At 63.7% G+C, this 26,988-nt stretch carries 38 protein-coding genes; 20 read left to right on the top strand and 18 right to left on the bottom strand.

Annotation, left to right across the window (positions count from 1 at the left end):
* The first annotated feature begins 92 nt into the window (after nucleotides 1-92).
* Together ACWHYV_RS09360 and ACWHYV_RS09355 are read left to right on the top strand one after the other, a co-directional pair.
* A complete protein-coding gene (locus ACWHYV_RS09360) occupies nucleotides 93-857 on the top strand; it encodes an iron-containing redox enzyme family protein (protein ID WP_447980371.1) in 765 nt (254 codons plus the stop codon).
* The gene (locus tag ACWHYV_RS09355) at nucleotides 824-1,741 is read left to right on the top strand and encodes a formylglycine-generating enzyme family protein (protein WP_447980370.1); all 918 of its coding nucleotides are present in this window, start codon (nucleotides 824-826) and stop codon (nucleotides 1,739-1,741) included. Before ACWHYV_RS09360 ends, ACWHYV_RS09355 begins: the two co-directional genes overlap by 34 nt.
* Nucleotides 1,742-1,771: 30 nt before the next feature.
* Here the strand turns inward: ACWHYV_RS09355 and ACWHYV_RS09350 are convergent, their stop codons facing one another.
* The 3 genes from ACWHYV_RS09350 to ACWHYV_RS09340 form a co-directional block, all read right to left on the bottom strand.
* Nucleotides 1,772-2,341 carry a hypothetical protein gene (locus ACWHYV_RS09350; RefSeq protein ID WP_447980369.1) on the bottom strand — a complete coding sequence of 190 codons (570 nt, stop codon included), beginning with the start codon at nucleotides 2,339-2,341 and terminating at the stop codon, nucleotides 1,772-1,774.
* 94 nt (nucleotides 2,342-2,435) lie between these two features.
* Nucleotides 2,436-2,753: a hypothetical protein gene (locus ACWHYV_RS09345; protein ID WP_447980368.1), complete on the bottom strand. Its 318-nt coding sequence runs from the start codon at nucleotides 2,751-2,753 to the stop codon at nucleotides 2,436-2,438.
* An 82-nt stretch (nucleotides 2,754-2,835) separates the two neighbouring features.
* Nucleotides 2,836-3,057 carry an FmdB family zinc ribbon protein gene (locus tag ACWHYV_RS09340; RefSeq protein ID WP_447980367.1) on the bottom strand — a complete coding sequence of 74 codons (222 nt, stop codon included), beginning with the start codon at nucleotides 3,055-3,057 and terminating at the stop codon, nucleotides 2,836-2,838.
* A 75-nt stretch (nucleotides 3,058-3,132) separates the two neighbouring features.
* Between ACWHYV_RS09340 and ACWHYV_RS09335 the strand changes: the two genes are divergently transcribed.
* From ACWHYV_RS09335 to hemW, 3 genes are all read left to right on the top strand, one after another.
* Nucleotides 3,133-3,390, top strand: a complete 258-nt coding sequence (locus ACWHYV_RS09335) for a hypothetical protein (protein WP_447980366.1) — start codon at nucleotides 3,133-3,135, stop codon at nucleotides 3,388-3,390.
* Nucleotides 3,391-3,413: 23 nt separating this feature from the next.
* Nucleotides 3,414-3,860, top strand: coding sequence for a VOC family protein (locus ACWHYV_RS09330; protein WP_447980365.1), 447 nt, complete (start codon nucleotides 3,414-3,416; stop codon nucleotides 3,858-3,860).
* A 74-nt stretch (nucleotides 3,861-3,934) separates the two neighbouring features.
* A complete protein-coding gene (hemW, locus tag ACWHYV_RS09325; protein WP_447980364.1) occupies nucleotides 3,935-5,053 on the top strand; it encodes a radical SAM family heme chaperone HemW in 1,119 nt (372 codons plus the stop codon).
* On the opposite strand, the gene ACWHYV_RS09320 is transcribed toward hemW, so the two are convergent.
* Entirely contained in the window at nucleotides 5,050-5,463 is a 414-nt protein-coding gene (locus ACWHYV_RS09320) for a DUF6941 family protein (RefSeq protein ID WP_447980363.1), read from the bottom strand. The genes hemW and ACWHYV_RS09320 overlap by 4 nt on opposite strands.
* 9 nt (nucleotides 5,464-5,472) lie before the next feature.
* Nucleotides 5,473-5,823, bottom strand: a complete 351-nt coding sequence (locus ACWHYV_RS09315; protein ID WP_447980362.1) for a hypothetical protein — start codon at nucleotides 5,821-5,823, stop codon at nucleotides 5,473-5,475.
* A 117-nt stretch (nucleotides 5,824-5,940) separates the two neighbouring features.
* On the opposite strand from ACWHYV_RS09315, the gene ACWHYV_RS09310 reads away from it, so the two are divergent.
* Nucleotides 5,941-6,183 carry a hypothetical protein gene (locus tag ACWHYV_RS09310; protein WP_447980361.1) on the top strand — a complete coding sequence of 81 codons (243 nt, stop codon included), beginning with the start codon at nucleotides 5,941-5,943 and terminating at the stop codon, nucleotides 6,181-6,183.
* A gap of 41 nt (nucleotides 6,184-6,224) precedes the next feature.
* On the opposite strand, the gene cax is transcribed toward ACWHYV_RS09310, so the two are convergent.
* On the bottom strand, nucleotides 6,225-7,304 hold the full coding sequence (gene cax, locus ACWHYV_RS09305; RefSeq protein WP_447980360.1) for a calcium/proton exchanger: 1,080 nt from the start codon (nucleotides 7,302-7,304) through the stop codon (nucleotides 6,225-6,227).
* 29 nt (nucleotides 7,305-7,333) lie between these two features.
* Between cax and ACWHYV_RS09300 the strand changes: the two genes are divergently transcribed.
* Together ACWHYV_RS09300 and ACWHYV_RS09295 are read left to right on the top strand one after the other, a co-directional pair.
* A complete protein-coding gene (locus ACWHYV_RS09300; RefSeq protein WP_447980359.1) occupies nucleotides 7,334-8,017 on the top strand; it encodes a hypothetical protein in 684 nt (227 codons plus the stop codon).
* Between the two features lie 64 nt (nucleotides 8,018-8,081).
* Nucleotides 8,082-8,378 (top strand): ATP-dependent Clp protease adaptor ClpS, encoded by a 297-nt coding sequence (locus ACWHYV_RS09295; RefSeq protein ID WP_447980358.1) that lies wholly within the window; start codon nucleotides 8,082-8,084, stop codon nucleotides 8,376-8,378.
* 18 nt (nucleotides 8,379-8,396) lie between these two features.
* On the opposite strand, the gene ACWHYV_RS09290 is transcribed toward ACWHYV_RS09295, so the two are convergent.
* Nucleotides 8,397-8,666 (bottom strand): hypothetical protein, encoded by a 270-nt coding sequence (locus ACWHYV_RS09290; RefSeq protein ID WP_447980357.1) that lies wholly within the window; start codon nucleotides 8,664-8,666, stop codon nucleotides 8,397-8,399.
* Between the two features lie 214 nt (nucleotides 8,667-8,880).
* Between ACWHYV_RS09290 and ACWHYV_RS09285 the strand changes: the two genes are divergently transcribed.
* The 3 genes from ACWHYV_RS09285 (at nucleotide 8,881) to ACWHYV_RS09275 (ending at nucleotide 10,572) form a co-directional block, all read left to right on the top strand.
* Nucleotides 8,881-9,555: a DUF3386 family protein gene (locus ACWHYV_RS09285; protein WP_447980356.1), complete on the top strand. Its 675-nt coding sequence runs from the start codon at nucleotides 8,881-8,883 to the stop codon at nucleotides 9,553-9,555.
* A complete protein-coding gene (locus ACWHYV_RS09280; protein WP_447980355.1) occupies nucleotides 9,555-9,989 on the top strand; it encodes a DUF5069 domain-containing protein in 435 nt (144 codons plus the stop codon). Before ACWHYV_RS09285 ends, ACWHYV_RS09280 begins: the two co-directional genes overlap by 1 nt.
* Nucleotides 9,990-10,095: 106 nt before the next feature.
* The gene (locus ACWHYV_RS09275) at nucleotides 10,096-10,572 is read left to right on the top strand and encodes a GlcG/HbpS family heme-binding protein (RefSeq protein WP_447980708.1); all 477 of its coding nucleotides are present in this window, start codon (nucleotides 10,096-10,098) and stop codon (nucleotides 10,570-10,572) included.
* A 68-nt stretch (nucleotides 10,573-10,640) separates the two neighbouring features.
* Here the strand turns inward: ACWHYV_RS09275 and ACWHYV_RS09270 are convergent, their stop codons facing one another.
* From ACWHYV_RS09270 to ACWHYV_RS09250, 5 genes are read right to left on the bottom strand one after another with little or no spacing between them, the layout of a single operon-like run.
* Nucleotides 10,641-11,378 carry a TPM domain-containing protein gene (locus ACWHYV_RS09270; protein ID WP_447980354.1) on the bottom strand — a complete coding sequence of 246 codons (738 nt, stop codon included), beginning with the start codon at nucleotides 11,376-11,378 and terminating at the stop codon, nucleotides 10,641-10,643.
* Nucleotides 11,375-12,136, bottom strand: a complete 762-nt coding sequence (locus ACWHYV_RS09265; protein ID WP_447980353.1) for a hypothetical protein — start codon at nucleotides 12,134-12,136, stop codon at nucleotides 11,375-11,377. Before ACWHYV_RS09265 ends, ACWHYV_RS09270 begins: the two co-directional genes overlap by 4 nt.
* 3 nt (nucleotides 12,137-12,139) lie before the next feature.
* A complete protein-coding gene (locus ACWHYV_RS09260; RefSeq protein WP_447980352.1) occupies nucleotides 12,140-13,423 on the bottom strand; it encodes an FAD-dependent monooxygenase in 1,284 nt (427 codons plus the stop codon).
* Nucleotides 13,413-13,589 carry a hypothetical protein gene (locus ACWHYV_RS09255; RefSeq protein WP_447980351.1) on the bottom strand — a complete coding sequence of 59 codons (177 nt, stop codon included), beginning with the start codon at nucleotides 13,587-13,589 and terminating at the stop codon, nucleotides 13,413-13,415. Before ACWHYV_RS09255 ends, ACWHYV_RS09260 begins: the two co-directional genes overlap by 11 nt.
* Complete coding sequence (locus ACWHYV_RS09250) at nucleotides 13,586-13,966, bottom strand: hypothetical protein (protein ID WP_447980350.1); 381 nt, start codon at nucleotides 13,964-13,966, stop codon at nucleotides 13,586-13,588. Before ACWHYV_RS09250 ends, ACWHYV_RS09255 begins: the two co-directional genes overlap by 4 nt.
* 233 nt (nucleotides 13,967-14,199) lie before the next feature.
* Between ACWHYV_RS09250 and thiS the strand changes: the two genes are divergently transcribed.
* The 9 genes from thiS to ACWHYV_RS09205 all read left to right on the top strand — a co-directional run bounded on the left by thiS (nucleotide 14,200) and on the right by ACWHYV_RS09205 (nucleotide 19,876).
* The gene (gene thiS / locus ACWHYV_RS09245; RefSeq protein ID WP_447980349.1) at nucleotides 14,200-14,400 is read left to right on the top strand and encodes a sulfur carrier protein ThiS; all 201 of its coding nucleotides are present in this window, start codon (nucleotides 14,200-14,202) and stop codon (nucleotides 14,398-14,400) included.
* Nucleotides 14,397-15,326 (top strand): cysteine synthase A, encoded by a 930-nt coding sequence (gene cysK / locus ACWHYV_RS09240; protein WP_447980348.1) that lies wholly within the window; start codon nucleotides 14,397-14,399, stop codon nucleotides 15,324-15,326. The genes thiS and cysK overlap by 4 nt, the downstream gene beginning before the upstream one ends.
* 63 nt (nucleotides 15,327-15,389) lie before the next feature.
* Nucleotides 15,390-16,205, top strand: coding sequence for a HesA/MoeB/ThiF family protein (locus tag ACWHYV_RS09235; protein ID WP_447980347.1), 816 nt, complete (start codon nucleotides 15,390-15,392; stop codon nucleotides 16,203-16,205).
* A gap of 66 nt (nucleotides 16,206-16,271) precedes the next feature.
* Complete coding sequence (gene thrC, locus ACWHYV_RS09230; RefSeq protein ID WP_447980346.1) at nucleotides 16,272-17,522, top strand: threonine synthase; 1,251 nt, start codon at nucleotides 16,272-16,274, stop codon at nucleotides 17,520-17,522.
* Complete coding sequence (locus ACWHYV_RS09225) at nucleotides 17,519-17,791, top strand: ubiquitin-like small modifier protein 1 (protein WP_447980345.1); 273 nt, start codon at nucleotides 17,519-17,521, stop codon at nucleotides 17,789-17,791. The genes thrC and ACWHYV_RS09225 overlap by 4 nt, the downstream gene beginning before the upstream one ends.
* A 1-nt stretch (nucleotide 17,792) precedes the next feature.
* Nucleotides 17,793-18,032, top strand: coding sequence for an NIL domain-containing protein (locus ACWHYV_RS09220; RefSeq protein WP_447980344.1), 240 nt, complete (start codon nucleotides 17,793-17,795; stop codon nucleotides 18,030-18,032).
* Between the two features lie 102 nt (nucleotides 18,033-18,134).
* The gene (gene moeB, locus ACWHYV_RS09215; RefSeq protein ID WP_447980343.1) at nucleotides 18,135-18,938 is read left to right on the top strand and encodes a molybdopterin-synthase adenylyltransferase MoeB; all 804 of its coding nucleotides are present in this window, start codon (nucleotides 18,135-18,137) and stop codon (nucleotides 18,936-18,938) included.
* Nucleotides 18,939-18,984: 46 nt separating this feature from the next.
* Nucleotides 18,985-19,458: a M67 family metallopeptidase gene (locus tag ACWHYV_RS09210; RefSeq protein ID WP_447980342.1), complete on the top strand. Its 474-nt coding sequence runs from the start codon at nucleotides 18,985-18,987 to the stop codon at nucleotides 19,456-19,458.
* A gap of 91 nt (nucleotides 19,459-19,549) precedes the next feature.
* Nucleotides 19,550-19,876, top strand: a complete 327-nt coding sequence (locus ACWHYV_RS09205; RefSeq protein ID WP_447980341.1) for a hypothetical protein — start codon at nucleotides 19,550-19,552, stop codon at nucleotides 19,874-19,876.
* 92 nt (nucleotides 19,877-19,968) lie between these two features.
* Here the strand turns inward: ACWHYV_RS09205 and ACWHYV_RS09200 are convergent, their stop codons facing one another.
* The 6 genes from ACWHYV_RS09200 to ACWHYV_RS09175 all read right to left on the bottom strand — a co-directional run bounded on the left by ACWHYV_RS09200 (nucleotide 19,969) and on the right by ACWHYV_RS09175 (nucleotide 26,910).
* A complete protein-coding gene (locus ACWHYV_RS09200; protein ID WP_447980340.1) occupies nucleotides 19,969-20,151 on the bottom strand; it encodes a hypothetical protein in 183 nt (60 codons plus the stop codon).
* Nucleotides 20,152-20,263: 112 nt separating this feature from the next.
* Complete coding sequence (locus tag ACWHYV_RS09195) at nucleotides 20,264-20,458, bottom strand: hypothetical protein (RefSeq protein WP_447980339.1); 195 nt, start codon at nucleotides 20,456-20,458, stop codon at nucleotides 20,264-20,266.
* A gap of 104 nt (nucleotides 20,459-20,562) precedes the next feature.
* Complete coding sequence (locus ACWHYV_RS09190) at nucleotides 20,563-22,287, bottom strand: ABC transporter ATP-binding protein (RefSeq protein WP_447980338.1); 1,725 nt, start codon at nucleotides 22,285-22,287, stop codon at nucleotides 20,563-20,565.
* An 80-nt stretch (nucleotides 22,288-22,367) separates the two neighbouring features.
* Entirely contained in the window at nucleotides 22,368-22,898 is a 531-nt protein-coding gene (gene def / locus ACWHYV_RS09185; protein ID WP_447980337.1) for a peptide deformylase, read from the bottom strand.
* A gap of 75 nt (nucleotides 22,899-22,973) precedes the next feature.
* On the bottom strand, nucleotides 22,974-23,771 hold the full coding sequence (locus ACWHYV_RS09180) for a HEAT repeat domain-containing protein (protein ID WP_447980336.1): 798 nt from the start codon (nucleotides 23,769-23,771) through the stop codon (nucleotides 22,974-22,976).
* A 52-nt stretch (nucleotides 23,772-23,823) separates the two neighbouring features.
* Nucleotides 23,824-26,910 carry an efflux RND transporter permease subunit gene (locus tag ACWHYV_RS09175; protein ID WP_447980335.1) on the bottom strand — a complete coding sequence of 1,029 codons (3,087 nt, stop codon included), beginning with the start codon at nucleotides 26,908-26,910 and terminating at the stop codon, nucleotides 23,824-23,826.
* Between the last annotated feature and the right edge of the window lie 78 nt (nucleotides 26,911-26,988).

Raw genomic sequence — 26,988 nt, 5'->3', positions numbered from 1 at the left:
GTTCAGCCGTCCACGGCCGGGACGGCGTGACAGTTCAACTTCCGCCGCCTCCGGCGGTTGCCGATTCTAGCGAGCCGCGGGAAAAGAAAGCAATGGCGAGACTGACTCGATCCGCGAAACGGTTTCAAGACGCGTTGCTCGCGATCATGGATCGCAAACATCACTGGGCCTGGCCGCACTTCAGCGGAGGGGGGCTGAGCCGCGCCCAGCTCAAGATCCATTTCCAGCAGGAATACGCCGTGTACGTGCGCGACTTTCCGGTCCTGCTCGCCCGCGTCCACGGTCGGAATCCACCGTTCGACGTCCGGCAAAAGCTGGCGGAGAATATTTTCGAGGAGGACACCGGAGGATTGTCGGTGGGTCGATCCCATCCCCGGCTCTTTCTCGAGATGATGCAAGGACTGGGCTACGTCGCCGAGGACTTCGAGCGGGTGCGGTTGTTGCCGGCCAGCCGAGCCTACCGCCGGTGGCTCGATGAGGTCTCGGCGGGCCCGGACTGGGTCGTCGCGGCGGCCGTTCTCACCATCTTCGTCGAAGGCAGCATCAAGGACCGCCGGGAGATCGCGGCGCCGTCGCAGCCGAAAACCGCGTCCGAGATCGAGGACACCATACGGAAGCATCCCCTCGTCCAGCACCACGGCGTCGCTCCCGCCTGCATGGATTTGATCCGCGCCCACCAACTGGTCGAAGCGGGGCACCGCCATGATGCCTATGAGATCGTCCTGTCCCATGCCCGGGAACCGAGACGGCAACGCCGCATCCTCACGGCGCTCGACATGAGTCTTCGCCTCTGGCTGCGCTACCGAGACGGGGTCGCGCGCGCTTGCCGGCTCTCGAAGCCCCGGTCGTCGCCGTGACGGACCGTGTCGTCATCCTCGCGCGCCTCCTGGTGTCGCTCGCGCTTGCCTCCGCGACGCTTCCATCGGCCCGCGCCGACGACGGGATGGTCCTCGTCCCCGCCGGCGAATTCGCGATGGGGAACCCCGCCGGCGGAGAGGGATTCGACGACGAGCGTCCCCAGCGACGGGTCTACGTCGGGGCCTTCTTGATCGACCGCCATGAAGTGACGAACGCCGACTACGAGCGGTTCGTCCACGAGACGGGACATCGCGCACCCGAGAACAACAATCCGGCCGCGACCGTGTGGGACGGGGCGTCCGCGCCCAAGGAGATCGCCGCTCACCCGGTCGTGAACGTCGGATGGGCGGATGCCGCGGAGTACTGCCGGTGGGCGGGGAAGCGGCTCCCGTCGGAAGCCGAATGGGAAAAGGCGGCGCGAGGAACGGACGGGCGCCGCTACCCCTGGGGCAACGAGTGGAGCCCCTCGCTCGCGAACAGCGCGAGCTACTGGGCCGGCCGGACGATCGAGTTCAAGACCGGCGATGAATGGAACGCGTTCTGGATGACGGGAGAGGGCGCCCGGATCTCCAAGGAGCGGGGCATCAAGGGTGAAGTGCTCACGCTCCCCGTCGGCAGTTTTCCGGACGGCGTCAGCCCGTACGGACTCTTCGACATGGCGGGTAATGCGTCCGAATGGGTCGAGGACTGGTACGACCCTGGATACTATGCCAAGGCGCCCGCCAGCGACCCGCCCGGCCCGGCCAAGGGCTCCGTCAAAGTCATGCGCGGCGGGTCGTGGCTCAAACCCGCCTCCAGCCTCCGCACCGGGGACCGCGATTACGGCACGCTCCAAGCGCGCCCCAGCGGGGCCGGTTTCCGCTGCGCCAAAGACGACCGCTGATCGTCCGCGGCGCGCCTTCCCGTCGGCTCCTCACGGTCGAGCGAAATAATCGATCCGGTCGATCAAAACGACGGGCATGACGAGGCCCTCACGAGGCTCCTCATGGGTCAGGTCGTAGATGAGGGACTCTTCGGGAACGAGACGTCCGGTAAATGCCACCTGGATGTCGATGCGCTCCCCGCGATCGACCCGGGCCTGAAGCGCGTCCGTTTGGTCGGCGGACGGAACCACGACGAGACTGCCCGGCAGACTTTCCGGTTTGAACCGGACCTGCCCCCACCGGGTCCGAATCAACTTCGGCCCCACCGCCACGCGAAACCCACCCGTCTCCGCGTCGCGGTCCGACAGCTCACCGAGCCAGAAGAACGTCACCCGCTCCTCCAGCACCGGAGAGCCGCCACGCCGGCGATCCCGTTGGCGGTTCAGAGCCGACAGGCGCTCGTCGTGCTCACCGCCATCACGCAAGACGGCGGCCCAGTCAGGGGGTGCGCCGTCCAGGTCCTCGAGAAAGCTTTCAATAGAGGCCGCCGTATCGAGCACCCGCGTCGCGTGCGACAATGCCCGGGCCGGGTCGCCGTCCGTCGTGATGAGCGGACGCACGCCAGAGCTCAGCTCCGCAGCGAGGAGGACGGCCATAAGCGGGCCCAGCATCGCCGTCGCCAATACCAATATCGCTATGGAGAAAGACCGGTGGTCAGCGCGCACGGTTCAGCGCGGCGGAGAGTCGTTGCTCGAAGACGGCGAGCAGCGAGCCGGCACCCGGATGATCGGACGGAAGGACGCCCACTGCGACGAGCACCGCGAGCCTGGGGCGCGGGTCGAGGCGACACAGGGCGGTCCCATCGAAGTCGGTCGCCCCTTCGAAGATTTTCCGATAGCTGTCGATCCAGGACTCCGTGATCACCCGCAAGCCGGGGTCCGTGGCCCGCATCCGTCCCAGCTTGACCTCTTGCAAGAGCTTGATGATCGGATCAGCGGAGGACAAAGTCTGGATGGCGTCGTCGACGGTCATGGAGCAGGCAGATGATGGTTGAGCAGGTAGACGTTGTCGCGGAGCGGCCACTCAGGTGGACGAAGACGCTGCGGCCTCCGGTTCAGTTCATCGAGCAGGCGCCGGGCCCCCGCGGGTCACCGCAGGTGCCACAGGCGCCGGACCCTGGGGACGGCCATCCGCCCGTGGCCCCGACGCCGAACGGCGAGAATTGCTTTTGCAATCGAGTCGCCTTGCAGGCCGGGCACTCCGGAACGGTGGAGCCTTGAACGAGCAGCTCGAACCGATGCTGACAGTCCTGGCAGATGTATTCGAAGATCGGCATAGTCGTCGCTCCTCCCGTGCGTGTATTATAGGCGGACGGCCACCCGAGTCGCAACGTTCCGAGCCAGGAGATCGCATGTTCCAAGAGGACAAGACCTTCACCGTCCGCTTCAGTCTGGAAGCGCTCTTTCCCGATGACTACGAGGGCGACGAAGACAACCATGCGTGGGTCGCCGAGTGGGAGCGGCGAATGAAACCGGAGGTCATCAAGCTTCTCTTCGAGTCGCTCAGGCGCCATCCCTCATGGAAAGTTCACGCCAGAAATCGTGGGATCCCGCCCGAGGACGAGATCGAGATTGCCCTCGTCAAGGATTTCACCCAGTCGAAGGTCTAAGGTCTAGAGTAACGGATCAGCAGATGAAGGCCCATTACCTGGGGCATATCGTCCTGTATGTGAGCCACCTCGAGCGCGCCTTGGCCTTTTACCGCGATCTGCTCGGCTTCCAAGAAATCGGCCGCATCTTCGGCGGGTCCGCTGCAGCGTTGACCTCGGGCCGCACGCACCACGAGCTCCTGCTCATCGACGTCGGGCCGGCTCCCGGCCCGCCACCCGGCCGCCGCCTCGGCCTGTATCACATCGGCATCAAGATCGGCGATTCCATCGAGGCGTTGCGGGCGGCCAAACGGGAGATCGAGGAGCACCGGGTGCCGATCGTCGGCATGAGCGATCACACAGTGACGCAGAGCCTGTACGTGACGGATCCGGACGGCAACGAGGTGGAGCTCTATGTCGATGCCGATCCCGCCACCTGGCGAGACGACCCGGCCAAGATCCTCTCGCCGATCAAACCGTTGGTGCTCTGAAGAGGTTGGTGCTCTGAAGAGCATGAGGCTTGGGCTATGCCTTTAACCCTCTAACCCTCTACCGCTCTATCCCTATGCCAGGCCTCTACATCCACGTCCCCTTCTGCCGGAGTCGCTGTCATTTTTGCGCCTTCTATCTCCAGATTCACCGTGAGGATCGGGCGGCGGCCTATGTACAGGCCTTCCTGCACGAAGTGCACCTCCATGCAAAGGAACGGCCGTTCGGCGAGCGCGAGGTCTCCAGCATCTACTTTGGCGGGGGAACCCCCACCTCACTTCCCGCAACCGACCTCGCACGGATGCTGGCCGAGCTCCGAACGTTCGCCCGTGTGAAGCCGGACGCAGAGGTCTCGATCGAGGCCGCGCCGGATACCGTCACCGTCGAGGAGCTCCAGCAGCTTTACGATCACGGGTTCAACCGCGTCAGCTTCGGGGTCCAAACCATGGAGGCGGTGGAGTTGCGCGCGGTGGGCCGGCGGATGCTCCCGGACGTCGTCGTCTCGGCTGTCCGCCACGCCCGCTCGGCCGGTTTTCACAACATCAATCTGGATGTGATCTACGGGTTGCCCGGTCAGACTCTGGCATCCTGGCAGGCGACGCTCGACGAAGTCCTGGCCTTGGGTCCTCCCCATGTGTCGTGCTATGCCCTGACCGTGGAGGAGAAGACCCGGCTGGCCGTGGACGTGCGCCGAGGACATGCCCGGGAGCCGGACCCGACTCTCCAAAACGACATGGAAGACTTGGCCGCACAACGGCTCGAAGACGCGGGATTCGAGCGGTACGAGATTTCGAATTGGGCCCGGCCCGGCTTTGCCTGTCGTCATAACCTGCTCTACTGGCAAGGCGGAGAGTACCTCGGATTGGGACCGAGCGCACAGTCCTATCTCGCGGAGACCCGGGCTGGAAACACCGAGGACCTGGCCGATTACCTGCAATGCGTGACCGCCGGACAGCTCCCGATCGCGGAGCGCGAAGATCTCACCGAAGACCGGCAGCGACGTGAACGGCTGATCTTCGGTCTCCGGATGATCCAAGGAGTGCCGATGCGATCGGTTGGGGCCGAGAGCGGCGCTCGACCGCCGGCGATCGAGCGGTTGCTGCAGGCGGGATTGCTGGAGCAGGACCGCGACCGTCTCAAGCTCACGGCCCTCGGCCGCCGCTTCGCCGATTCGGTCGCCGTCGACCTGCTTTAACCGTCCGCGTCGGACTGGAGAGGCAGCGTGGTCACGAGGAAGTCCTTCCGGCCCAAGAACTCCTTGTTGGCGAACAACTGAAATTCGTACCGCCCAGGGGCGGGAAACTGCACCACCGGGATGTTGACGCCGAAGTCGCTGATCGCCAGCCGATCGGTGATCGCCACGGACAAGCCGGCTTCCGCAAGCACCGCTTCCGTTTCCGAGTTCACCAAGCGGAGCACGACTTCATACTCCCCCTCCGCGTCCGTCAAACAAAAATACACCGCCATCTTGTGATGGATGCACGGAAAGCCTTGCGCCCAAATATGGGTGAAGGCCCCGATCAGGCTTTTCTTGTTCGTGGCCTTGTCGTCGATCACCATGTCGCAGACAAGGAACGCGGTCAGTGATGGCTTGGGAGCTCCCATAGGGGCCGGCTAACGCAGAAGGTAATGCAAGGCCGTGTCCGCCAAGATCGCGCCCCAGGCGGCGATGTTGAGGGCGGCAAGCGAGCGGTCCTTCGGCCAGACGTGGTACAGGGCCACGGCGATCGCCAGTTGCGTCAGGAGCGAAAACGGTCGGTGGACGTGCCGGCTCATCCCTCCGCGCTCGCTCGCAATCGCCGCGAACGCCGCCAGCAGGTAGCAGCCGAGCGCCGCAGCCTGCAGCCAGACGGCGGCCGTGCCGCGCGCCCGGCGTACCGCCCGCACCAAGGCCCAGGTCAGGCACACGACCACGACCAGGAGCAGGAGGGGAAACAGCGGCCACAGAACCTTGGCGCTCAGCACACGGCCTCCGGTGCACGGCTGGTCGGCACTCTAGCAATGCGACCCGGCTCAGTCAACGCCGGCTTGACAAGGCGGACGAGCGCGGAGTAGGAACTGACGGAGACGGAGAGGAATCAGATGCCTGTCAATATGGACCCGTCGAAGAAGCGCCGAAAAGAAGGTCCGGTGCAACAGCCGGTGCAGCCGTCCGCACCGGCCAGGCCGCAACAGGAGGAGCCGAAAACCCAGGCGTCCGGCACATCCAAAGCGTCCGGCACGCCTGACGAGATGACCGAGCGGGACCGCGAGCTCGCGCTGGCGGACGCCGAGTGGAAGAACCTCTGGGACGCCACCGAAGTCATCGATATGGACAAATGGTGATCGATCGCTGATCCAAGCGTCGGTCGTTCCGAGCGGACGTCTCAGCCGGGCAGGAAGAAGAACGCGATCGCCAGGATCAGATAGACCCCCACCAGCATCACACCCTCCATCCAGTGCGACTCTCCGTCCATCGCGACGAAACCGACGATCAGGACCGACACGGTGACGGCGGCGACTTCGAACGGCGTGAAGATGAGGTCGAGCGGCGAGCCGATGGCGTAGCTCGCGAACACCAGGCACGGGGCGACGAAGAGCGCGATCTGAAGACTCGAGTTCACGGCAATCCCCAACGCCAGGTCCATGTCATTCTTCCAAGCGACCAGAACCGCCGTGCTGTGCTCCGCGGCATTGCCGACGAGCGCGACCAGGATCACCCCCACGAAAATCTGAGTCATGCCGAGACTCGCCGCGGCGGGCTCCAGCGCCCCGACGAGCAGTTCGCTCATCAGCGCGGTCAGGATGGTGGCACCGGCCAGTACGAACGTGGCGGTCCGCTTGGACCATCCCGCGTGATCGCCCGCACGGGACACAGGGTTCTCTCCGGCGAAGAGGTGCCGGTGGGTGCGGAGGGAAAACAGGAGACTGAGCGCGTAGATGCTGAACAAGACGATCGCGATCTCGAGGCTCAGCTCCCGCTCCACCACGACGCCCTGATCGGCGGCGGTGAAGTGAAAAAGGGCCGGTACGACGAGCGAGACGGCGGAAAGCAGGAGCAGGCTGGCGCCCATTCCCGCCGCCGTCCGGTTGAAGCGCTGGCGCTCATAGCGAAGGCCGCCCGCGACCATCGCCACCCCGAGGACGAGGAGGATGTTGCCCAGGATGGACCCCGTGATCGAGGCTTTGACGACGTCGTGGAGGCCTTGCCGCAGCGCCATGAAGGCGATGATCAATTCCGCCGCGTTGCCGAACGACGCGTTCAGCAGGGCGCCCGCGCCGGCGCCGACGTGACTTGCCAACTGCTCGGTCGCCTCGCCCATCAGGCCGGCCAACGGGATGATCGCGAGCCCTGAGGCGACGAAGATGAGCAGGGGATCGGCATGGCCCCATTCGAGCACCGCGGCGACGGGAATGACGATGAGCAGGAGATAGAGTTTGTTGGCCTCTTTCAGCCAGGCTGGCATCGGCGCAACCTAGCACAGTGGTTTTCGGCTTGTCGACGACCCCACTCACACGCCATGCGCTCTACTACCCGTTTCACCTCTGCCATGAGACCACGCTCGAACGGTTGCTCGAGCGCTATGCGACGGTTCACTTTCGCGACTACATGGCGCTTCAGCTCACGGCGATGACCGGGCTCACGGCCTACCAAGATCGCATGGGCGATCGGCATCCGGAGCTCGTGCAGGCCGGACGGATCGTCCAAGGCCATTCGGTGTCGGGGCCGCTGGACCCTGCCATTGAGGTCGCCGTCGACCGGGACCTCGCCGACCCGGTGTGGAGGAGCTCGTTTCATCGAGCGCTGGGCGAAGACCGCCGATTCCAGCGGGGACTGTTCGATCTCAGCCACAGCATGCGGATCGCAAACAGGATCGTCCCCGGAGCGGCCGCGCTCCTGTCGCTCCTCGACCCCCGACGGGTGTCCGCCGCTTGTTCGGTGGACCGAGTTCGTCGATTGAGCCGAGGCGTCCGAACACCCGACGAGGGCTATGAGTACGAATACGGGCTCGCGCTCGTGAAAACCGCCGCTGCGCTTCACCATACCGTGCGGCTCGCGACCACCCTTCATTTGACGGCGGTTACCGATTCCAAGCCCCATTTTGATTTGCTGGAACGGACGCGGATCCGCGAGCAGCTCGCGGTCGTTCACGAGCGGATCGACCGCGAAGGGTGGTAACGGCCCGGGTCTCGTGGCCGACAACGACCTTGGCACCCCTGTGAGCAGAAGGTAGAATAGCGCTATGGCGAATCCGCCTGGGACCCTCGTCACACCCGAGTTACTGGAAGACGTCTCCACCAGCACCGGCGATGACCTTGAAGCCCGGGTCACCGTGTATAACTGCAACTGCCACACCTATCAGCAGGTCATTCAACTCTTTTGTGAAGCGATTCCGGGGATGAACCCCAAGCGGGCGTTCGAGTTGGCGTGGCAGATCGATCACCAGGGAAGCGCGGTGGTCTACAGCGGGGAGCGGAAGACCGCGGAGGGAATTGCCAACCATCTAGCAGCGGGAGGGCTGCGCGTGGCGATGCAATAGACCGATGGCCGAGGGCATCTACTTGTGGGTGACCTTCCGGCTCGGCTTCCGAGCGGGCGGGCGGGCCGTGCGCTTGGGCGACTTCTTTTGACGCGGCGCCGGCTTCTCATGGATCGCAATCGATGGGAGCCGCTTGGCTTTTGCCAGCTGCTCGCCGCTATATACCCGTACCTGGTACAGCTCGAACAGCCGGTTGATGGCCTTCGGGTCCCCCTTCCTGGCCAGATTCAGCAGCCGTCGCCGCTGATTCATTTCCTCTTCTTCCGTCGATGCCGGTCGTCGTTCCATGCTCAGGCGCTCTCCTTTCGTTGGAATGGCCGTCGCCGGAAAGCGGCCCCATTATACACGAACTTTTGAGAGTTTCATAGAACCATGCAGAAATATTAGCCTTTGTCCCTCGCTCGCCGCCGGCTCTCCGGTCTTCTGCTCAGCTCGCGCGCGTTGTGGTCCCCAAGGCCTCGCTTTATAATGCGCTTTGTCCTTTTAGCCAAGGAGTACGGGAATGGAAATGTATACCCGCCAGCAGAGTGGAACACAGGTGCAGGACGATCCCAAAGCCAGAACCCTGTTGAAGCAGGCGTTTGAAAAGACCGCACGATGGCAGTCCGACTTCAAGGGCTTCACCGCCGATCTGACCGTCAACGTCAACGGCAGAGAAACCCGGGGTACGGTCACCGTCAAGGGCCTGCGTGACGTCACCGTCAGCCTACCCGACCCGGAGATCCAGAAGTGGACCGAAGGCCAGATCGGGATGATCGCCGTCCACCGGGGGCCCCGGAGCTTCGATGAATCCGACGGCAAATACAGCTTGACGCTCGGCGACGATCAGGACCATCCGTTCGGTCCCAAGCTCTTCATCCATGGGGACGGCATGGAGTCGTTTTACCGGGTCAAGGGCGACCGGATCACCCAAATCAACCGGAAGATGCCGCACACGGCCTTTACGATCAACGTCGAAGAGAGCGCGGTGACCCAGGATGGAAAATTTTTGACGTCGCGCTACACGGTCTATTACTACACCCCGCAGGACCGCCGGCTGACCAACGTCGAGAGCTTCACGGACAGCCACGTCCGGATCGACGCCTCGGACCTGCCGGCCACCCGCCGGATCATTTCGTTCGAGAACGGGGAAGTGGTCGTCCGATCGCTGACGTTCGCGAATCATCAGATGCTGTGATGGATTTGCGCACGCAGTACCCGCGAAGTCTGCGGGACCGCCTTGCGGGCTACGTGCATCTCGGGCGTATGATCGACAAGTGCCGGGCGGTCTTGGCCGGCACGCACGGCGAGTATATCTTCCCCTGCCCGCTGGATCGACGATTGCTCGAGTTCAGTGAGATCGCGCCGCAGCGATTCCTGGAAGCGGTCAAGGGGCGATCGGACGAGGAGATCGCCGCGTGGTTTCTGGAGACGGCCCGGGTTCGTTCCCCTGACGAGATCGAACGCTGGAACCGGATGATGCTCGCGCTGAGGCCCGATACCGATGACAAGCGCGCGTACTTCGAGCAACTACGCCATGCGATCGATCCGACGCGAACGGACGTCACGACCTGGGCGGACCTCTTGGACCTCGAGGAACGCCGGTCGGTGCCACGGAGAGAACCAGGGTAAGGCGAAGGGTGAGCTCGGGCTGAAAAGGTGAGGCGGTTCACGTCGCTTGATCCATGGCAGTGCTGATAAAGGAGAGCCTATGACTCGAGACCTGTGGAAACCGATCATGATCACCGGGTGCGTGCTGGCCTGTCTCCGGATCCTCCCCGCGGCCGCTGAAGAGCTTCCCCGAGAAGTCGTCCTCCCGCTGTCGCTCGCGACGAAGGCGGCGACGGCAGCCGTCGAAAAATGCAAGCAGGACGGCTACCGGGTGAGCGCGGCGGTGGTGGACCGCGCGGGCGTGGTGAAGGTGTTGATGCGCGGGGACGGCGCCGGTCCGCATACCACGGACAGCAGCGCCAAAAAAGCCTACACGGCGGCGAGCCTACGCCGCCCGACGACGGAGCTCGCTGAATTGATCAACAAGGTCCCGGGACTCCAGGCGCTCCGGGATATGAACGAGAAGATACTGATCCTCGGCGGGGGGATGCCGATCGAGCTCGCAGGAGAGGTGGTGGGAGGGATCGGGGTCGGCGGGGCACCAGGCGCCCATCTGGATGATGCGTGTGCGACCGCCGGCCTCGAGGCGTTGAAACAGCGTTGACACGCTGAGCGCCGAACGACCGCAGAGCCAGGCTCCCGTTCGGCGCTCCGTGTCCAGCCCGAACCCGTTCACTTCAACCCTTCGCCGGTGCCTCCGCCGAAGCCCCCGAAGTTTCCCCCGAAGCCCCCTTGCCCACTGGCCCAGAAAAGCTGCCGGTGCAGCCGCCGATAAGGGTGCCGGAGATCCGGCCGGCTGATCCACCAGAGAAACACGAACGCACCCAAGAACGTGAGGACCGTCAGGACGACGCCGAGCCCCTTGAGATGCCGCCGGGGCGGATCGCCGACGCGGACGTCCTGGACCTTGGCGGCCAGCGCAACGGTTGTTCGATACAGACCCTCCCCGTAGCGGCCGGCTCGAAAGGCTGGATCGACGTAGGTCTTGCCGATGTCCTCCAAGACGGGCTGCGTCAGGCGTCCGACCAGCGGCTTTCCGACGGTCACCGCCGCCTGACGTTCCTCGATCGCCGCAAGAATGACGACGCCGTGCTCCTGTTGCGCGGAGCCGACCCCCCATCGCTGGTAGACCGCCGACGCGAAGTCGGCGACGGATCGGAAGGCCGCCTGATTGGGAACGGCCACGACGACCATCTCCACGCCGGTTTTCCGTTCCAGATCTTGGCAGACCGAGCGGATGCGGGCTTTCCAATCGGCATCCAGCACGCCGGCATGGTCCGTCACGTATCCGAGCGGCTCCGGCACCGCCGCTCGATCGGGCGGTGTGGCCGCCAGCGGACCTGGTATCGCGAGGACCGCGCACAGGAGCACGAGGGGGGCGGCCGCCGGCAGACGGGCTCGTCGCGTCACAAGCGCCCCTCCTGTCTCATCTCCCCCAGGCGATCGGCAAGGGCTTGAAGCGCACTGACATAGCGGTCGAAGAGCCGGGGCAGCTCCACGGGTCCCGGCGTGATGAGGCCGCGCTTGAGGTTCCAGACGTCGCGGAAGACGCCGGGGTCGATCCCCAACCGAACCTGCGCGTCGGTCAAGATCGTCTCGGTCGAGGCCGTCGGGCACCCGAACAGTCGAAACACGCCGCGGAGCGCGGCGAGCATCGAGGTGAGCGAGAGCGGCAGGAGGATGGCCATCGCCTCCGTTGTGCCGCCACCCTCGACCAGTCGCTGCCGCACCCGAACGAGGTTGCCCCGGACTTCCTGCTCAGCCTCGAACCCGAGGCAGCGGGAGTCGATCTCGATACCCAAGAATGGGTCGCGACCGGCAAGGAGCACATGATGCTCCTTGATATCGGAGTATTCCAGCGGAAAGAGCCCGTGGACGGCCGCGACGTCGGCGTCGGTGAGGAACAAGGGCACTACGACCTGTTCACGGCTCCATCGCGGTTGCACACCGGCATACTTCGTCAGGAGATCGCGATCGTACCGGTCGAGCAGGATGAGGAAGTTCAGGTTCGATCGGCCGGGCAGATACTCCAGCCGAGCGGCGCTGCCATAGACGAGGAGCCCCGCGAGCTGCCCCCCAAAGAGCTTGGTGGTGTCACGGACGAACCGCTTGAGCGTCTCACGCGGCTCCTCCGGCAAGGCCTGCATCATCTCGTCCTTCGACGGCATGGCTCAGACGCTCACCGGCGCTTCAGCGGGAAGCTCGTTGGCGTGCGGATCGGGCAGGAGGCCGGCGGCCATGAGGCGATCGAGCAGGCCGAACGGGGGCGCCGTTCTGAGACCGGCGGTCGTCATGAGCACACGATAGCGCAGCCTCGCATTGGAGTCCAAGGTTCGGAACACGCGGTCGCGCAGATACCCGATGACCGGGTTCCCGGTGTTCCAAACCCGGACCTGTTCGTCCGCCAACCGTTGCAGCATGTCGACCTGCGGACGGCGCGCCTGCTCGAACGTCCGCAAGGTCCCGGACAGGGTGTCTCCTCCCTCCAGCCAGGCCGGAACGAGGTCCGCCAACGTCATCGCGTCGACCATCGCCTGCATCCGTCCTTGCGAGGCATGGGGGTTCATGGCATGCGCCGCATCTCCGATCAAGACCGCGCCGTCCGCCACCCACGTGTTCGCCCGGACGCGGCCGGTCGGCATGTAGGCCGTCCGGTCCCAGTCGGTCAAATGGTCGAACAGCCGGCGGCACTCGGGCGCGACGCGGCTCCACCGCGCCTTGAGCGCGTCGAGTCCGGCGGACTGCACCTCGGACATCGAGTTCGCCTTGATCATCCAGAAGAGGTAGACCCTGCGGTCCGCTGCGGGGAACAGACCGAGAATCTCACGGCGCCCGACGTAGTAGCGCCCTTCGGAAAGCTCGTCGGACGGGCTGTCGAGGATGGCGATCAAATAGGCTTCCGGGTACAGATGGACATGAGCCGGAATCCCGAGCGCCTCGCGAACCTTCGAACGCGCTCCGTCGGCGCCCACGACGAGCTCGGCCCGTATCGTGACGCCGCGACCGCGCTCTTCCGCTTCCACGCCGACGACACGTCCCTGCTCGCGGAGAAGGCCTCGGAATGAAGTGGAATAGCGAAGCATCCCGGGCGCGGCGCGCTCGAGCGCCGACAAGATGGCGTGGTGGGCGACGTTGGGCAGCGTCACCAAGGCTCGGTTGTACGGCGGGGGAAGGATTCCATAGTCGATCGTGCAGAGCCGCTCGCCGCCGGCCCGGTAGAAGTGAAAGTGCCGGACGGCACGGACGGCATTGGCCGGCAGCGCATCGAGCACCCCAAGCCGATCGAGCACCCGCTGGCCGTTCGGTTGAAGAATTTCCCCTCTCAACCCGGTCGGCGGGCCTGGCGCCTGCTCCAAGACGAGCGCCTTCACGCCCTTACGAGCGAGCGCAAGCCCGAGGACTGCCCCGCCTCCCCCCGCTCCTACGATGACCACGTCGGTCTGCTCAGTGCTCATCGCGCTCCACTCCGCCGCATCGCAAGAAACTGTATGGAAAGGCGGGGGCGGGGACCTCGTGGTGAGCGGCCGGGCCGGCCCGCTCGAGCCGGCCGGCCGCCGCCGAGTCGACGAGCGCGAGACGGACGACCAGGCGCGGCCGTGCACGGGAGGCCATCCGGCTCATTCCGCCTCGAACACCAGTTTGAAGTGCTCGTCGGCCTCGGCCCACGCTTGCGGTGAGGTCCGACTCAGCCACTCGCGGAGGTACTGCTTTTGCCCCGCCGTCAACATCTGTTTGATTTGATGGCTTCGTCCCTGGAGCGGTTGCAGGAACCCGGCCCGCTTCTGGACGTCCAGCACGGCTGTCCGCACATAGATGTTCGTGAACGTCACGGGCGGCTCCCCATCCCGGCCCTCCCCTTGAATCCATACCGAGATGAACTTTTCGAGTTGAAGGCCGGCGCTGTCGAGGGCCGGATCCGTATCGTGAAAGAGCTCGTTCTCGGACTGCTCGAGCGGCGTCGCGTCTTGATACCGGAACATGAAATTGTGCTTCCACATACGCTGAGACCTCGACAATCGGTGATCAATCGGCGGTTCGATGATCAAAAGTGCGCCATACTGTCGGCCGGCGCTGGATCCTGTCAAGAGGCGAGACGAAGCGCGGGACGATCCGGTATAATCCAGCGACCAATCATCCGGAGCGCACGGGCTCGGGCGCTCCTTGACAATTCGGAGATGACTTTGCTAGCGTTTGGAATTCTTTTACTTGACGCAGACTTGCGGAGCTCTTCATGCTCGTAAAAATCAATGGGAAACCCGAAGACATCCAAGCCACTACCGTCCTCGATCTGCTGAAAGCCAAGAGCATCGACCCGCACATGGTGGCGGTGGAGCTGAACTCGACGATGCTCGAGCGCGACCAGCTCGGCACCACCCCGGTGAAGGACGGCGACAGCCTCGAATTCCTCTTTTACATGGGAGGCGGCCGTTGACGATCCTCGCGCACAAGCAAATCACGGAACTGATCGGACGCACGCCGCTCGTCCGCCTGAACCAGCTCTCTCCCGACGGCGGCGCGACGATTTACGCGAAGGTGGAGTCGTTCAACCCGGGTGGAAGCGTCAAGGACCGCATCTGCTTGAACATGATCAACGAAGCGGAGCGCCAAGGACGCCTGAAGCCGGGCGGGACGATCGTCGAGCCGACGAGCGGGAACACCGGCATCGGGCTCGCATTGGTTTCGGCGGTCCGCGGCTACAAGCTGATCCTCGTCATGCCGGAAAGCATGAGCATGGAGCGAGCCAGCCTCCTCTCCTCCTATGGCGCTCAATTGGTGCTCACGGCCGCCTGGGAGGGCATGAAGGGCTCGATCAAGGAGGCCGAGAGCATCGTCGCGCAAAACCCGTCCTATTTCATGCCGGACCAGTTTTCCAACCCGGCGAACCCGGACATGCACCGGAAAACGACGGCGCCCGAGATCTGGGAAGCGCTCGACGGCCGGATCGACGCCTTCGTCGCCGCCGTCGGTACGGGAGGCACGATCACCGGCTGCGGAGAGGTGTTCAAGGAGCGGAACCCGCGGGTTAGGATCGTAGCGGTGGAGCCGGCAGGGTCTCCGGTCCTGTCGGGAGGCGATCCGGGCCCTCACAAGATCCAGGGCATCGGCGCCGGGTTCATCCCGAAGGTCCTGAACCGATCGATCCTCGACGGTGTCATCACGGTGACCGACGACGAGGCCTACCAGACGGCCAAGCTCCTCGCCAAGAAGGAAGGCCTGCTCGTGGGAATTTCAGCCGGCGCGAACGTCTTTGCCGCGCAAAAAGTGGCCCGCGAGCTCGGGCCCGGCAAGCACGTGGTCACCGTGCTCTGCGACACCGGCGAGCGGTACATCAGCATCGAGAAGTATTTCAATATCTGATCCGGGACACCTTCAGCCGTCAGCCCGAAACTGATAGCTGGAAGCTGAGAGCTGACAGCAACAGTGGAATTCACCGAAGAGCAGATCAACCGCTACAGTCGGCACATCCTGTTGCCGGAAGTAGGCGGGAAAGGCCAAAAGAAGCTCGCGCAGGCGCGCATTCTGATCGTGGGCGCCGGGGGGCTCGGCTCGCCGGCCGCCCTGTATTTGGCGGCAGCCGGCGTGGGCACGATCGGCTTGATCGACAGCGACGTCGTCGATCTTTCGAACCTTCAGCGGCAGATCCTCCATCACACCGCCGACGTCGGTCGCCCAAAGGTGCTTTCCGGCCAAGAGAAGATTCAGGCGCTGAACCCGGACGTCAACGTCATCATGTACGAGGACCGTCTGACTTCCAAGAACGCCCTCGAGCTGTTCCGCGACTATGACATCGTGATCGACGGGGTGGACAACTTCCCGGCGAAGTTTCTGATCAACGACGCCTGTTTCTTTGCCGACAAGCCGTTGGTGCACGGCGGCATCCTCCGTTTCGAAGGGCGTGTCTTCACGATCATTCCCCGTCAGACCGCGTGCTATCGCTGCGTCTTCAAGAATCCGCCGCCGCCGGGCCTCGTCGCAAGCTGCCAGGAAGCCGGCGTCATCGGCGTGCTTGCGGGGATCATCGGGACGATCCAGGCGACGGAAGCCCTGAAGGTGGTCCTCAAGATCGGGCGTCCGTTGACCGACCGCCTGTTGGATTACGATGCCCGGCGCACCGCGTTCCGCGAAATCCGGATCAAGCGCAACCCGCACTGCCCCCTCTGCGGGGAACGGCCGACGATCACCGAGCTGTTCGATCACGAGCCGGAAATCTGCGCGGTGCGACCGGGAGGGGAGTAAACGTTTGGACCGACCCGCTCACGGTGGACGGTCGCCCCAGCCTCAACTTCATACTGTGGTGCTCCGATGACCAAGATGAAAGCGCTCGTCTGCCGGGAATGCGGCAAAGAGTATCCCACCACGGCCATGCACGTGTGCGAGCTGTGCTTCGGCCCGCTCGAGGTCAAATACAACTACGACGAGATCCGGACTTCGATCTCGCGCAAGAAGATCGCCGAGGGACCGGACAGCATGTGGCGCTACATCGACCTGCTCCCCGTGGAGGGCGCCGCAACCGTCGGCCTCTATGCCGGCCTCACGCCGATGGTGAGGGCCAAGAACTTGGGCGCGTTTCTCGGGCTCGACGAGCTGTACATCAAGAACGACACCGTCAACCACCCCACGTTGTCGTTCAAAGATCGGGTCGTCGCCGTGGCGCTGACGCGTGCGAGGGAGTTGGGATTCGAAACCGTCGCCTGTGCCTCGACCGGCAACTTGGCCAATTCGGTGGCGGCCCACGCGGCGGCCGCAAACATGAAATGCTACGTGTTCATCCCCGGCGATCTGGAAGCCGCCAAGGTGCTCGGCAACCTGATCTATCGGCCGAACGTCGTCGAAGTGGAAGGACACTACGACGACGTCAACCGCCTGTGCAGCGAAATTGCCGCCGAACATCGCTGGGCCTTCGTCAACATCAACATCCGCCCGTACTACGCGGAGGGATCGAAGACCCTCGCCTTCGAAACGGTCGAGCAGCTGGGCTGGCGGGCGCCGGACCAGGTGGTGATCCCGATGGCCTCGGGCTCGTTGCTCACGAAAATTTGGAAGGGCCTGCACGAGATGCACACCCTGGGCTTGATCGACCGGGTGCCGACGAGACTGAACGGGGCCCAGGCCGAAGGGTGCTCCCCGATCGCCGCGGCTTACAAGGCGGGTCGCGACTTCTTCAAACCCGTGAAGCCCAAGACCATCGCCAAGTCCTTGGCCATCGGCAACCCCGCGGACGGCTACTACGCCTTGAAGGCCACCGCGGAGAGCAACGGCGCGATGGAAGCGGTCACCGATGAAGAGGTCGTGGAGGGCATCAAGCTGCTGGCCCAGACGGAGGGGATTTTTGCCGAGACGGCCGGCGGCGTGACGATCGGGGTGCTGCGCAAGCTGGTGAAGCAGGGCGTGATCAAGAAAAGCGATGTCACGGTCGCCTACATCACCGGCAACGGGCTCAAGACCCAAGAGGCGGTCATCGACTCGGTGGGCCGTCCCGTCCGCATCCAACCGAGTCTGGTGAGCTTTCAAAAGACGTTCAATATGGGCAGGAATGGAGGCGGAGACGCATGATCAAGGTCCGGATTCCCACCCCCCTTCGGACGCTGACGAAGGGCCAGGGCGAAGTCGAAGTGAAGGGCTCGAGCATCGAGGAGATGATCGACAATTTGAATGCGTCGCATCCGGGTATGAAGGACCGCCTGTGCGACGAGAAGGGCGAGCTCCGTCGCTTCGTCAACGTGTACGTGAATGAAGAGGACATCCGCTTCCTGAAAGGCAAGGACACGGTGCTGAAAGACGGCGATGAAGTGTCGATCGTTCCCGCGATCGCGGGAGGCTGACATGCCGAGCTTACGATTTCATATCCGATTTCCCGAAGAGAAGATCAAGGAACCGATCATTTATCAGATCGGCCACGAGTTCAAGGTCGTGACGAACGTCCGCCGCGCCGACGTGCGGGAGACGACCGGGTGGATGGACGTGGAGCTGACCGGCGAGACGGCCGAGATCGAGCGCGCGGTCGAGGGTCTGCGCAAGAAGGGTGTGCTCGTCGACCCGATCGAGTTGAACGTGGTGGAATAGGGAAGTGAATCGATAGCATGTCAATCGTTAATCGCGGGACGAGGCTTTTCCTGAGAAGGATGCTCTTTGCAATTAACGAATAACGATTCACGATTAACGAACATGGACTTCACCGACTCGCAGATAGCGCGGTACAGCCGCCACATCATCCTGCCCGAAGTGGGCGGGAAGGGGCAGAAAAAGCTCGCCCAGGCAAAGGTCTTGATCATCGGAGCCGGGGGGTTGGGCTCGCCGGCGGCGCTCTACCTGGTGGCTGCCGGCGTCGGCACGATCGGGCTGGTCGACGGGGACGTCGTCGATCTCTCCAACCTGCAGCGGCAGATTCTCCACACCACCGCCCGCGTCGGCGTCCCGAAGGTCGAGTCCGGGCGCCAGATGCTGGCCGCGCTGAACCCCGATGTCACGGTCAAGACCTATCAGGAAAACGTGTCCGTCGACAACATCTTGCGCCTGCTGACCGACTACGATCTGGTCCTGGACGGCTCCGACAACTTTTCGACCCGGTTTCTCGTCAACGACGCGTGCTTCTTCGCGAAGAAGACGCTCGTGTCGGGCAGCATCTTCCGTTTCGAGGGGCAGCTCACGACCATCAAACCGCACCAGGGCTATCCGTGCTATCGGTGCCTCTATCCGGAGCCCCCGCCCGCCGGGCTCGTCCCCAACTGCCAAGAGGCGGGAGTGCTGGGCGTGCTGGCGGGCACCATCGGCGTGCTGCAGGCCGCGGAAGCGATCAAGGAGATTCTCGGTATCGGAGAGACGTTGGCCGACCGCCTGCTCATTTACGACGCCCTCGAGATGAAGTTCCGGAGGGTCTCCCGGCCGAAAGACCCTGCCTGCCGGCTGTGCGGTCCGCAGCCGACTCTGACGAGCCTGCAGGGCGACTACACCGTCTCTTGCACTCTGTAGCCTGCATGATCCGTCGGACCCGGAGCCGGCGGATTTCGCGATTTCCATGCTGACGATTCCCCAGGCGATCCTCGACGACATGATCGCGCACGCCCGGGCGCTTGATCCTTTCGAGTGCTGCGGCCTCTTGGCCGGTCAAGACGGGGCGGTGATGCGGCACTACCGGATCACCAACACCGTGGCCAAGGATGCGCAGGCGGTTCAGGTCTTCGAACAGGCTCACGTCAAGCAGCTCGGCCAACTCTCGGAAAGAACCAGGGCCGAGGTGGCCTACTTCATGGATCCGAAGGAAATGCTGGCCGCCTTCAAGCACATGCGCGAGCACGGCCTGGACCTGCTCGTCATCTATCACTCCCACACCCACTCGCCGGCGTATCCGTCGACCACCGACGTCGGACTCGCCTACTATCCCGAGGCGGCGTATCTCATCATTTCCCTCGAGGACAAGACGAGACCTTCGGTTCGGGCCTACTGGATCAAGGACCAGGTGGTGACTCCAGCCGAGTTCAAGATCGTCTAACCGCCGGAGAGAAAATCCGCTGGCACGCCGAGCCGAAGGGTGACATAATCCCACGGTTCATGCGTTGTTCACCATTTCGACGGAGGCGCCCGTGAGCAGTCCGAGAGCCAGCCTGATGCTTGCCGCGATCGCTGCGTTGACCTGGTCCATTCCTGCCGCTGCAGAGGACAAGAGTTTTTACAGTCCCATCATTTTCATCGACAAGGACAAGGGCTTCATCGTCATTTCCGACAGCGGAAAGGTCTTCCCGGTCGAGGCGAGCGAGGCGGCCAAGCCGCATTTGGAGAAGCTCCCGGTGTCCGGCATGATCGACATCATCGCCGAGATCAGGCCCGGCAATGCTCCCCTGCTGAAGAGTTGGAAGCTGATGAGCGGGGAATCGACCTGCAAACACTTCGACGGAAAGACGTGCAAGTAGGGACGTGAGAGGGCGTTAACCGTTGATCGTTAATCGTGACGCGCTGATGAATGCCAGACGATTGACGAATAACGGTTCACGTTGAACGGGCCTCATTCCGAGCTGCCCAGCATGTCGTCGATGAGCGGGCGGTTGATGTCGCTGCAGCCCGGGCAGATCGCGTCGAACAGAGCCTCGTGGTCGGCGACGTAATTCCGGCCGTCGGCCAGCTTCTCGGCCATCACTTGGTCGTAACAGGTGTCACAGAGCATCATCAATCCGCGCATGACGCTCACGGTTTTTCTTCCTGCGCTGCTCGGCATAGTTGCCACCCAACTGAGTGAGTCGTCGGTCACTGCGCGACGGCGGCCCGGTCATCCTGACCCGATGACCCGCCGACTTCTTTGGCTAGACACTGCCGCGCTGCTGAGCCACCCAAAAGTCTTCGTATTCCAGCTCGATGCCGCACCGAGGGCACTCATAGGGCCTGTCTGGAGGGGGCACCCGCAACTCCTGGTCTTCGATCCGGCCCATGCACACGTGAAACCAATGGCCGCCGGCATGCTCGCTGTCCAAGGGGTCGTACTCGAATTTCAGCACCATGCTCCGTCCTCTTCCGTCTTCTTCGTCGAGTATATCGAGCCCGCGAGCCGAATCGCAATCCGCCTGCTCGCACTCCGCGCCTCGCCGTTCGGACGGCGCTCCGCTCAGATCTGGAACTGCGCCTCGTACAAGGCCGCATAGACCCCACCCCGAGCGAGCAGGGCCGCGTGGGTCCCTTCTTCGACCAATCGCCCGCGGTCGAGCACCACGATGCGATCGACGTCCTGCAGCGTCGACAGACGGTGGGCGATGACGAACGTCGTCCGCCCCCGGGTCAACTCGTTGAGCGCCTCTCGAATCTTGACCTCCGTTTCAGAGTCGATATTGGACGTCGCCTCGTCGAAAATCACGATGGGCGGATTCTTCAAGAGCACGCGGGCGATCGAGACCCTCTGCTTCTGCCCGACGGATAACTTGACCCCTCGCTCCCCGATCCACGTCTCATACCCCTCCGGCAGGTCCTGAATGAAGTCGTGCGCACGGGCCACGCGCGCGGCATGCTCGATGCGGCGATCGTCGGCGGCCGCGTCGCCATAGGCGATGTTGGCTCGCACGGTCCCGTTGAAGAGAAAGGGTTCTTGCTGCACGAGGCCGATATGGTTGCGGACGAAAGCCAGAGGGAGCTCGCGAAGGTCGTACCCGTCGATCAGGATGGCGCCCGCACGGACATCGTAGAACCGCATCAACAGCTTGAGCAGGGTGCTCTTTCCGGCGCCACTCGGCCCGACCAACGCAATCCGCTCCCCGGCGCGTACCTCCAACGTCACGTCGCGAAGGACGGGCACGTCCGGGCGATAGGAGAAGTCGACGTGCTCGAACCGCACGGCCCCGACGAGAGGCTCGCTCGGCTCCTGCACCTCGGGTTCTTCGCGCACGTCCGGCTCGGTGTCCAGGACCTCGAAGACGCGTTCGGCGGCCGCCAGCGCATGCTGCAGCATGTGATTGACGGAATGAATTTGATTGATCGGCACATAGAAGAGCGCGAGGTACCCGACGAACATGACCAGCTCGCCCACCGTCAGCCGGTTCGCAACCACCTCGTGCGCACCGTACCACAGCGTCAACACGGTCCCGAGACTGCCGACGAACATCATCCCCGGCGAATACTTGGACCAGAGCAGCATCGCGCGCAGATTGCTGCCGCTGTACTTCGCACTTAAGGCGTTGAATCGGTCCCGCTCGGCGTTCTGGCGGTTGAACCCCATGGTCTCACGGACCCCGGAGATCGCGTCCTGCAGGTACGCGTTCAAGTCGCCCGCACTCTGCCGAATGTCGTGGTAGTACCGATGCACCCGTCGGGTGAACAACAACGCCGACAGGGCGAGGACCGGGATCGGAACGAGCGCCAGGAGCGCGAGCTTCCAGTTCAGGGCGAACAGCAGGACGGTGATGCCGGACAAGGTCAGCGAGGCCATCAGCAGGCCTTCGATGCCGTCGACGAAAATCCGCTCGACGTGCTCGGTGTCGTTGTTGACCCGCGACATGATCTCCCCGGTCGAGCGGTTCTCGTAGAAGCTCAAGGAGAGCCGCTGCAAGGCGGAGAAGACCTCGGCCCGGAGATCATAGATGATCTTCTGCTCGAGCGTGTTGTTGAAACGAATGCGCAGCGAGGCGAACAGGTTGCGCAGGCCGTAGGCCCCGAGCAGGCCGCCGATCGCCCACGGCAGCAAGGCCATCTGCTTGGCCTGAATCACGTCGTCGATGACGACCTTGATGAGCCAGGGCGGGACGAGCTCCAACGCGGTCGTTAACGCCGCACAGAGCAGGGTGGCAACCGCGAGCGTACGATACGGGGCGATGTACCGGAGAATGCGAAGGAGGGACTTCACGAAGCGCCGAACGCTGAACGAGCAACGGCGAACGCCGCCTGGTTCCCGCTCATGGTTCCTCACTCATCGTGCGTCGGCGGTTAGATGACCGTGGCGTGTTCTTGGCGCCAGTATCGGTCAAACTCATCGAGCTGGGTGAGCGTCGACAAATCGGTCATCCGGTCGAGGAAGACCTTCCCGATGAGGTGGTCCATCTCGTGCTGAATGCACACGGCGTAGAGCCCGGTCGCCTCGATGTCGAGCGGCAAGCCTTCCCGGTCCAGGGCTTGAACGCGGACCGCCGACGGGCGTGTCACCTTGCCCCGGAGACCGTCGACACTGAGACAACCCTCCCAGTTCTCGACCTGTTGCGGGCCGTAAAAAACGATCTTCGGATTGATGAGGACGGTCTGCGGAAAGCCGCCTTCGCCGGGACACTCCATGACGACGAGCTGCTGCGAGCGGGACACCTGCGGCGCGGCCAGCCCGATGCCTTCCGCGCGATACATCGTCTCCAACATGTCGTCGATGAACTGCTGGAAGGCCCGGCTGCCGATCTCCTCGAGCGGCACGGGTTCCGCGATTTTTCGAAGGACCGGATTGCCCAGTTTTGCAATTTCCAACACGGCCATACTCGTCTCGTTAGCTCCCGAACGCCTTGATTTTATAGCACACGCTCTTTGAGAGCCGCAACCCGGCTCACCACCTTAATGGATGGCCGGCCGCGGCTTCTTCGGCTCCGGCAATTCGAACGAGTCCTTGTTCGCGTTCCACCAATCGATCCACTCCTGAGCCCACTCCGCGCGCTCCTGCTTGTTCGAGGCGTCCCAGTCGTGCATCTCACTCTCGTGTCGGGTGAGGATCCACAGCGAGTTGATCGCGCTCATCGCGACGAAGCGCTCGTCGTCCGACAGCAGCTCGATGAGCACCGGGACCACGGTCTTGTGCCGCACGTATCGAGCCTCAAAGGCCGCGCTCTTCCTGATGCTGGGATTCGGGTCCTTGGCCATCGACGCAATGGCCTCCGGAGCCTGCGACGGGTCGAGACGGACCGCCACCCGCAAGGCATGCTCGCGAATGCGCGGCATCTCCTGAGGCTGCTTGGCCGTCTCGATCAACGACGGCACCGCGGTCGGATCCTTGATCATCGACAGGGTTTCGATCGTGTTGTAGCGCACTCTCGCCCCCGGCATCGTGAGCCCTTTGACGAGCACGGGCACGACGCCCGGTCCCAAGTGCACGAACTCCCCCATCGCCCAAAACTCCTGCTTGCCTTCCAAGAGCGGCAGCAGCGCCTCCGCCCGCTTCAGCTCTTCGGGACCGAGCGCCTTCGTCGACGGTGGAATCGACGTATCAGGGACCGGCTCGGATCTCGGGGGCGGCTCATAGGGGATCTGAACCGGAATCGCCGACACCCCGGCTCCATGGCCCTCCGGTACGGCGCCGAGCACGGGCCAGACGAACGCGGCGACGACCACCAGGAACGTTCGCATCCATACGGTCATGGCATCATCCTTTGGTTGAACCGATGGCCTATCTTACCATCCTCGCCCGTCGTTACTCGATGCCCCGCAACTTTTTCCAGCGGAGACCCGCCCGATTGACGATTTGATAGAGGACGGGCAGGACGACCAGGATGAGCACGGCGGCGGTCAACATGCCGCCGACCACCACGCGCGCGAGCGGCTGCTGGGCCTGGGAGCCGATCCCCGTCGCCACCGCGGCGGGCAGCAGGCCGATCGCGGCGCCCAGTGTGGCCATCAGGACGGGCCTCATCTGGACGTCCGCCCCTTTGAGGATCGCCTCCTCAAGCGAAAACCCGGAATCTTGAAACTCGCTGATGCGGGAGATGAGCAAGACCCCGCCGAGAATCGCCACGCCGAGGGTCGAAATGATGCCGACGGCCGCGGAGATGCTGAAGTGCGTGCCGGTCAACACCAGCGCCATCAAGCCGCCGATCAGCGCGAACGGCACCGTGGCGAGGACGAGCAACGCATCCTGGAGGGAATTGAAGGTCAAATAGAGGAGGAACAGGATCATCAGGAGGCTCAGGGGTACGATCACGGTCAAGCGCTGCTGCTCGCGGGTGAGCTGGTCGTACTCCCCCGCCCATTCGATCCGATACCGCTCGGGTAGCTGCACCTCCGCGGCGACGCGCCGTTGCGCCTCCTCCACCGTGGTGGCGAGATCGCGCCCGCGCACGCTGAACTTGATGGGGATGTAGCGCTCGTTGTTCTCGCGGTAGATGATGAACGCCCCGGTTTGAACGGAGATCGCCGCGAGCTGCTTCAGAGGAATCCGGGCGCCGTCGGGCGTATTGACCTGGATGTTCCCGATCACGTCGACGTTTTCACGGTATTCCGGGAGAAACCGCACGACCAGCTCGAACCATCGCTCGCCTTCGAACACGCGCGTGACCGCCTGGCCGCCGATCGCCGCCTGCACCACCGCGTTCACGTCGGAGACGAGCAGGCCGTAGCGGGCGCAGGCCTGGCGATCCACTTGAATGAGGAGATTCGGCTGACCCATCAAATGGAAAATGCCCAAGTCCCGGACGCCGCGGATCCCCTTCATGAGGTGCTCGATTTCCAGCGCTTTCTCCTCCAGGACCTTCAAGTCGGGCCCGAACAGCTTGATCGAGTTCTCGCCCTTGACGCCGGACATCGCCTCTTCGACGTTGTCCTGAATCACCTGGGAGAAGTTGAAGGTGACGCCGGGGATGTCCTCAAGGAGTCGTTCGATCTCCTCGATCAACGCCTCCTTGGTCGTCACCTCGGGGCGCCACTCCTTTTTGGGCTTCAAGCCGACGAGAAACTCCGCGTTGAAGAAGCTCGTCGGGTCCGTCCCGTCGTCCGGCCGCCCGAGCTGGGAGACCACGTTCGCCACCTCGGGGAAGCGCCGAAAGATATGTCGGACGTCGGCCGCGACGCGCCCGGCCTCCTCGAACGAGATGTCCACGGGCATCGTCGCCCGGACCCAGAGGTTGCCCTCTTCCAAGGCCGGCATGAACTCGCCGCCGATGAACTGCATGGCGACCAGCGTCATGACCAGCAGCAGCACGGCGGTCACGACGACCAGCGTCTGGTGGGACAGCGCCCATCGCAACACCCAGAGGTAGCCCCGTCGGCTGAGCCGCACGAACGCCGTATCCTCCTCTTTCACGGGCCCGGTCAGCAGGAACGAACACAGCGCGGGGGCCAGCGTGAAGGCCATGATCAGGGCACCGACCATGGCGAAGCCGTACGTGATCGACATCGGTGCGAAGATCTTTCCGGGGACGCCCGTCATCGTGAAGAGCGGAATGAACGCCACGACGATGATGGCCGTCGAGAAGAAGATGGGGCGACCGACGTGGCGGGCGGCGCGCAAGATCACCTGGGGGGTCGTCAAGCCGGGACCGCGGTGATGCCCGAGGTGGTAAAAAATGCTCTCCACCATGATCAAGGTCGCATCGACGATGATCCCGAAGTCGATGGCGCCGAGGGAAATCAGGTTCGCCGACTGTCCGATCAGCACCATCATCGTAAACGTGAAGAGCAACGAGAACGGGATCGTGAGGGCCACGACGAGCGCCGCCCGCAGATTGCCGAGAAAGACGAAGAGGATCACGAAGACGAGGATGATCCCGCTGATTAGAATGTCGGTCACGGTCTCGATCGTCGTATGGATCAGGACCGTACGGTCGTAGACCGTCTTGATCTGCACGCCCTTGGGGAGCTTCCAGGAGTTCAGCTCATCGGCCTTGTGCTTGACCCGCTCGAGGACGTTCAGAGCGCTGGCCCCGCGCTGGAGGAGCACCACCCCCTCGACCACGTCGTCCCGGTCGTCGATCCCGACCTTGCCCAGCCGCACCTGATGGCCGATGCTGACCCGGCCGAGATTTTTCACGAAGACGGGCGTGCCCTCCTTTTCCGCCACCATGACGTTTTCGATGTCGTCCAGGCTGTCGATCAGCCCGACGCCCCGCACGTTGTAGTTCTGCGCGCCGATGGTCAGATAGTTGCCTCCCACGTTGGCATTGCTGTTCGTCAACGCGGTGACCACCTGCGACAGATTGACGCCGTAACTGGACAGCGCACCGGGATTCAGATCCACGTGATATTGCTTGGTCGTCCCGCCGAATGCGGTCACGTCGATCACGCCCGGCACACGCTTGAATTCGCGTCTGAGCTGCCAATCTTGAATCGTCTTCAAGTCGGTGAGGCTGCGGCCGTCTCCGGTGACTTCGTACCGGTAGATCTCCGCCAGCGCCCACCACGGGGAGAGGCTGGGCTGCACGTCCGCGGGGAAATTGACCATGCTGAGGCGATTCAGGACTTCCTGGCGGTCGAAGAAATAGTTCGTCCCGAAATCGAAATAGATCTTGATGTCGTTGAGGCCGAAAATCGAGAGCGACCGGACGTCGGTCAGCCCGGGCATGCCGGTCAGCATCACTTCGACGGGAATCGAGATCTGGCGTTCGATCTCCTCCGCCGACCAGCCCGGGAACTGCGTGATCACCTCGACCATCGGGGGGGAAGGATCGGGGTAGGCCACCACGTCCAGGATGTGGAAGGCATAGAGGCCGCCGACCAGCATCGCGAGCCCGAGGATGCTGACCAGGACGCGTTGGGCGAGCGCGAACTCGACAATGCGTGGGATCATCGGATCAAGCGTACCGAGGAGGGGAGGAACACGGAAGGATGCACACGATCGAGCACGAAGACCCCGGGGCTCGAAGCC

Source organism: Candidatus Nitrospira bockiana (assembly GCF_965152565.1).
The sequence above is the reverse complement of the archived record's forward strand: the minus strand, read 5'-3'. Positions and strand labels throughout refer to the sequence as shown.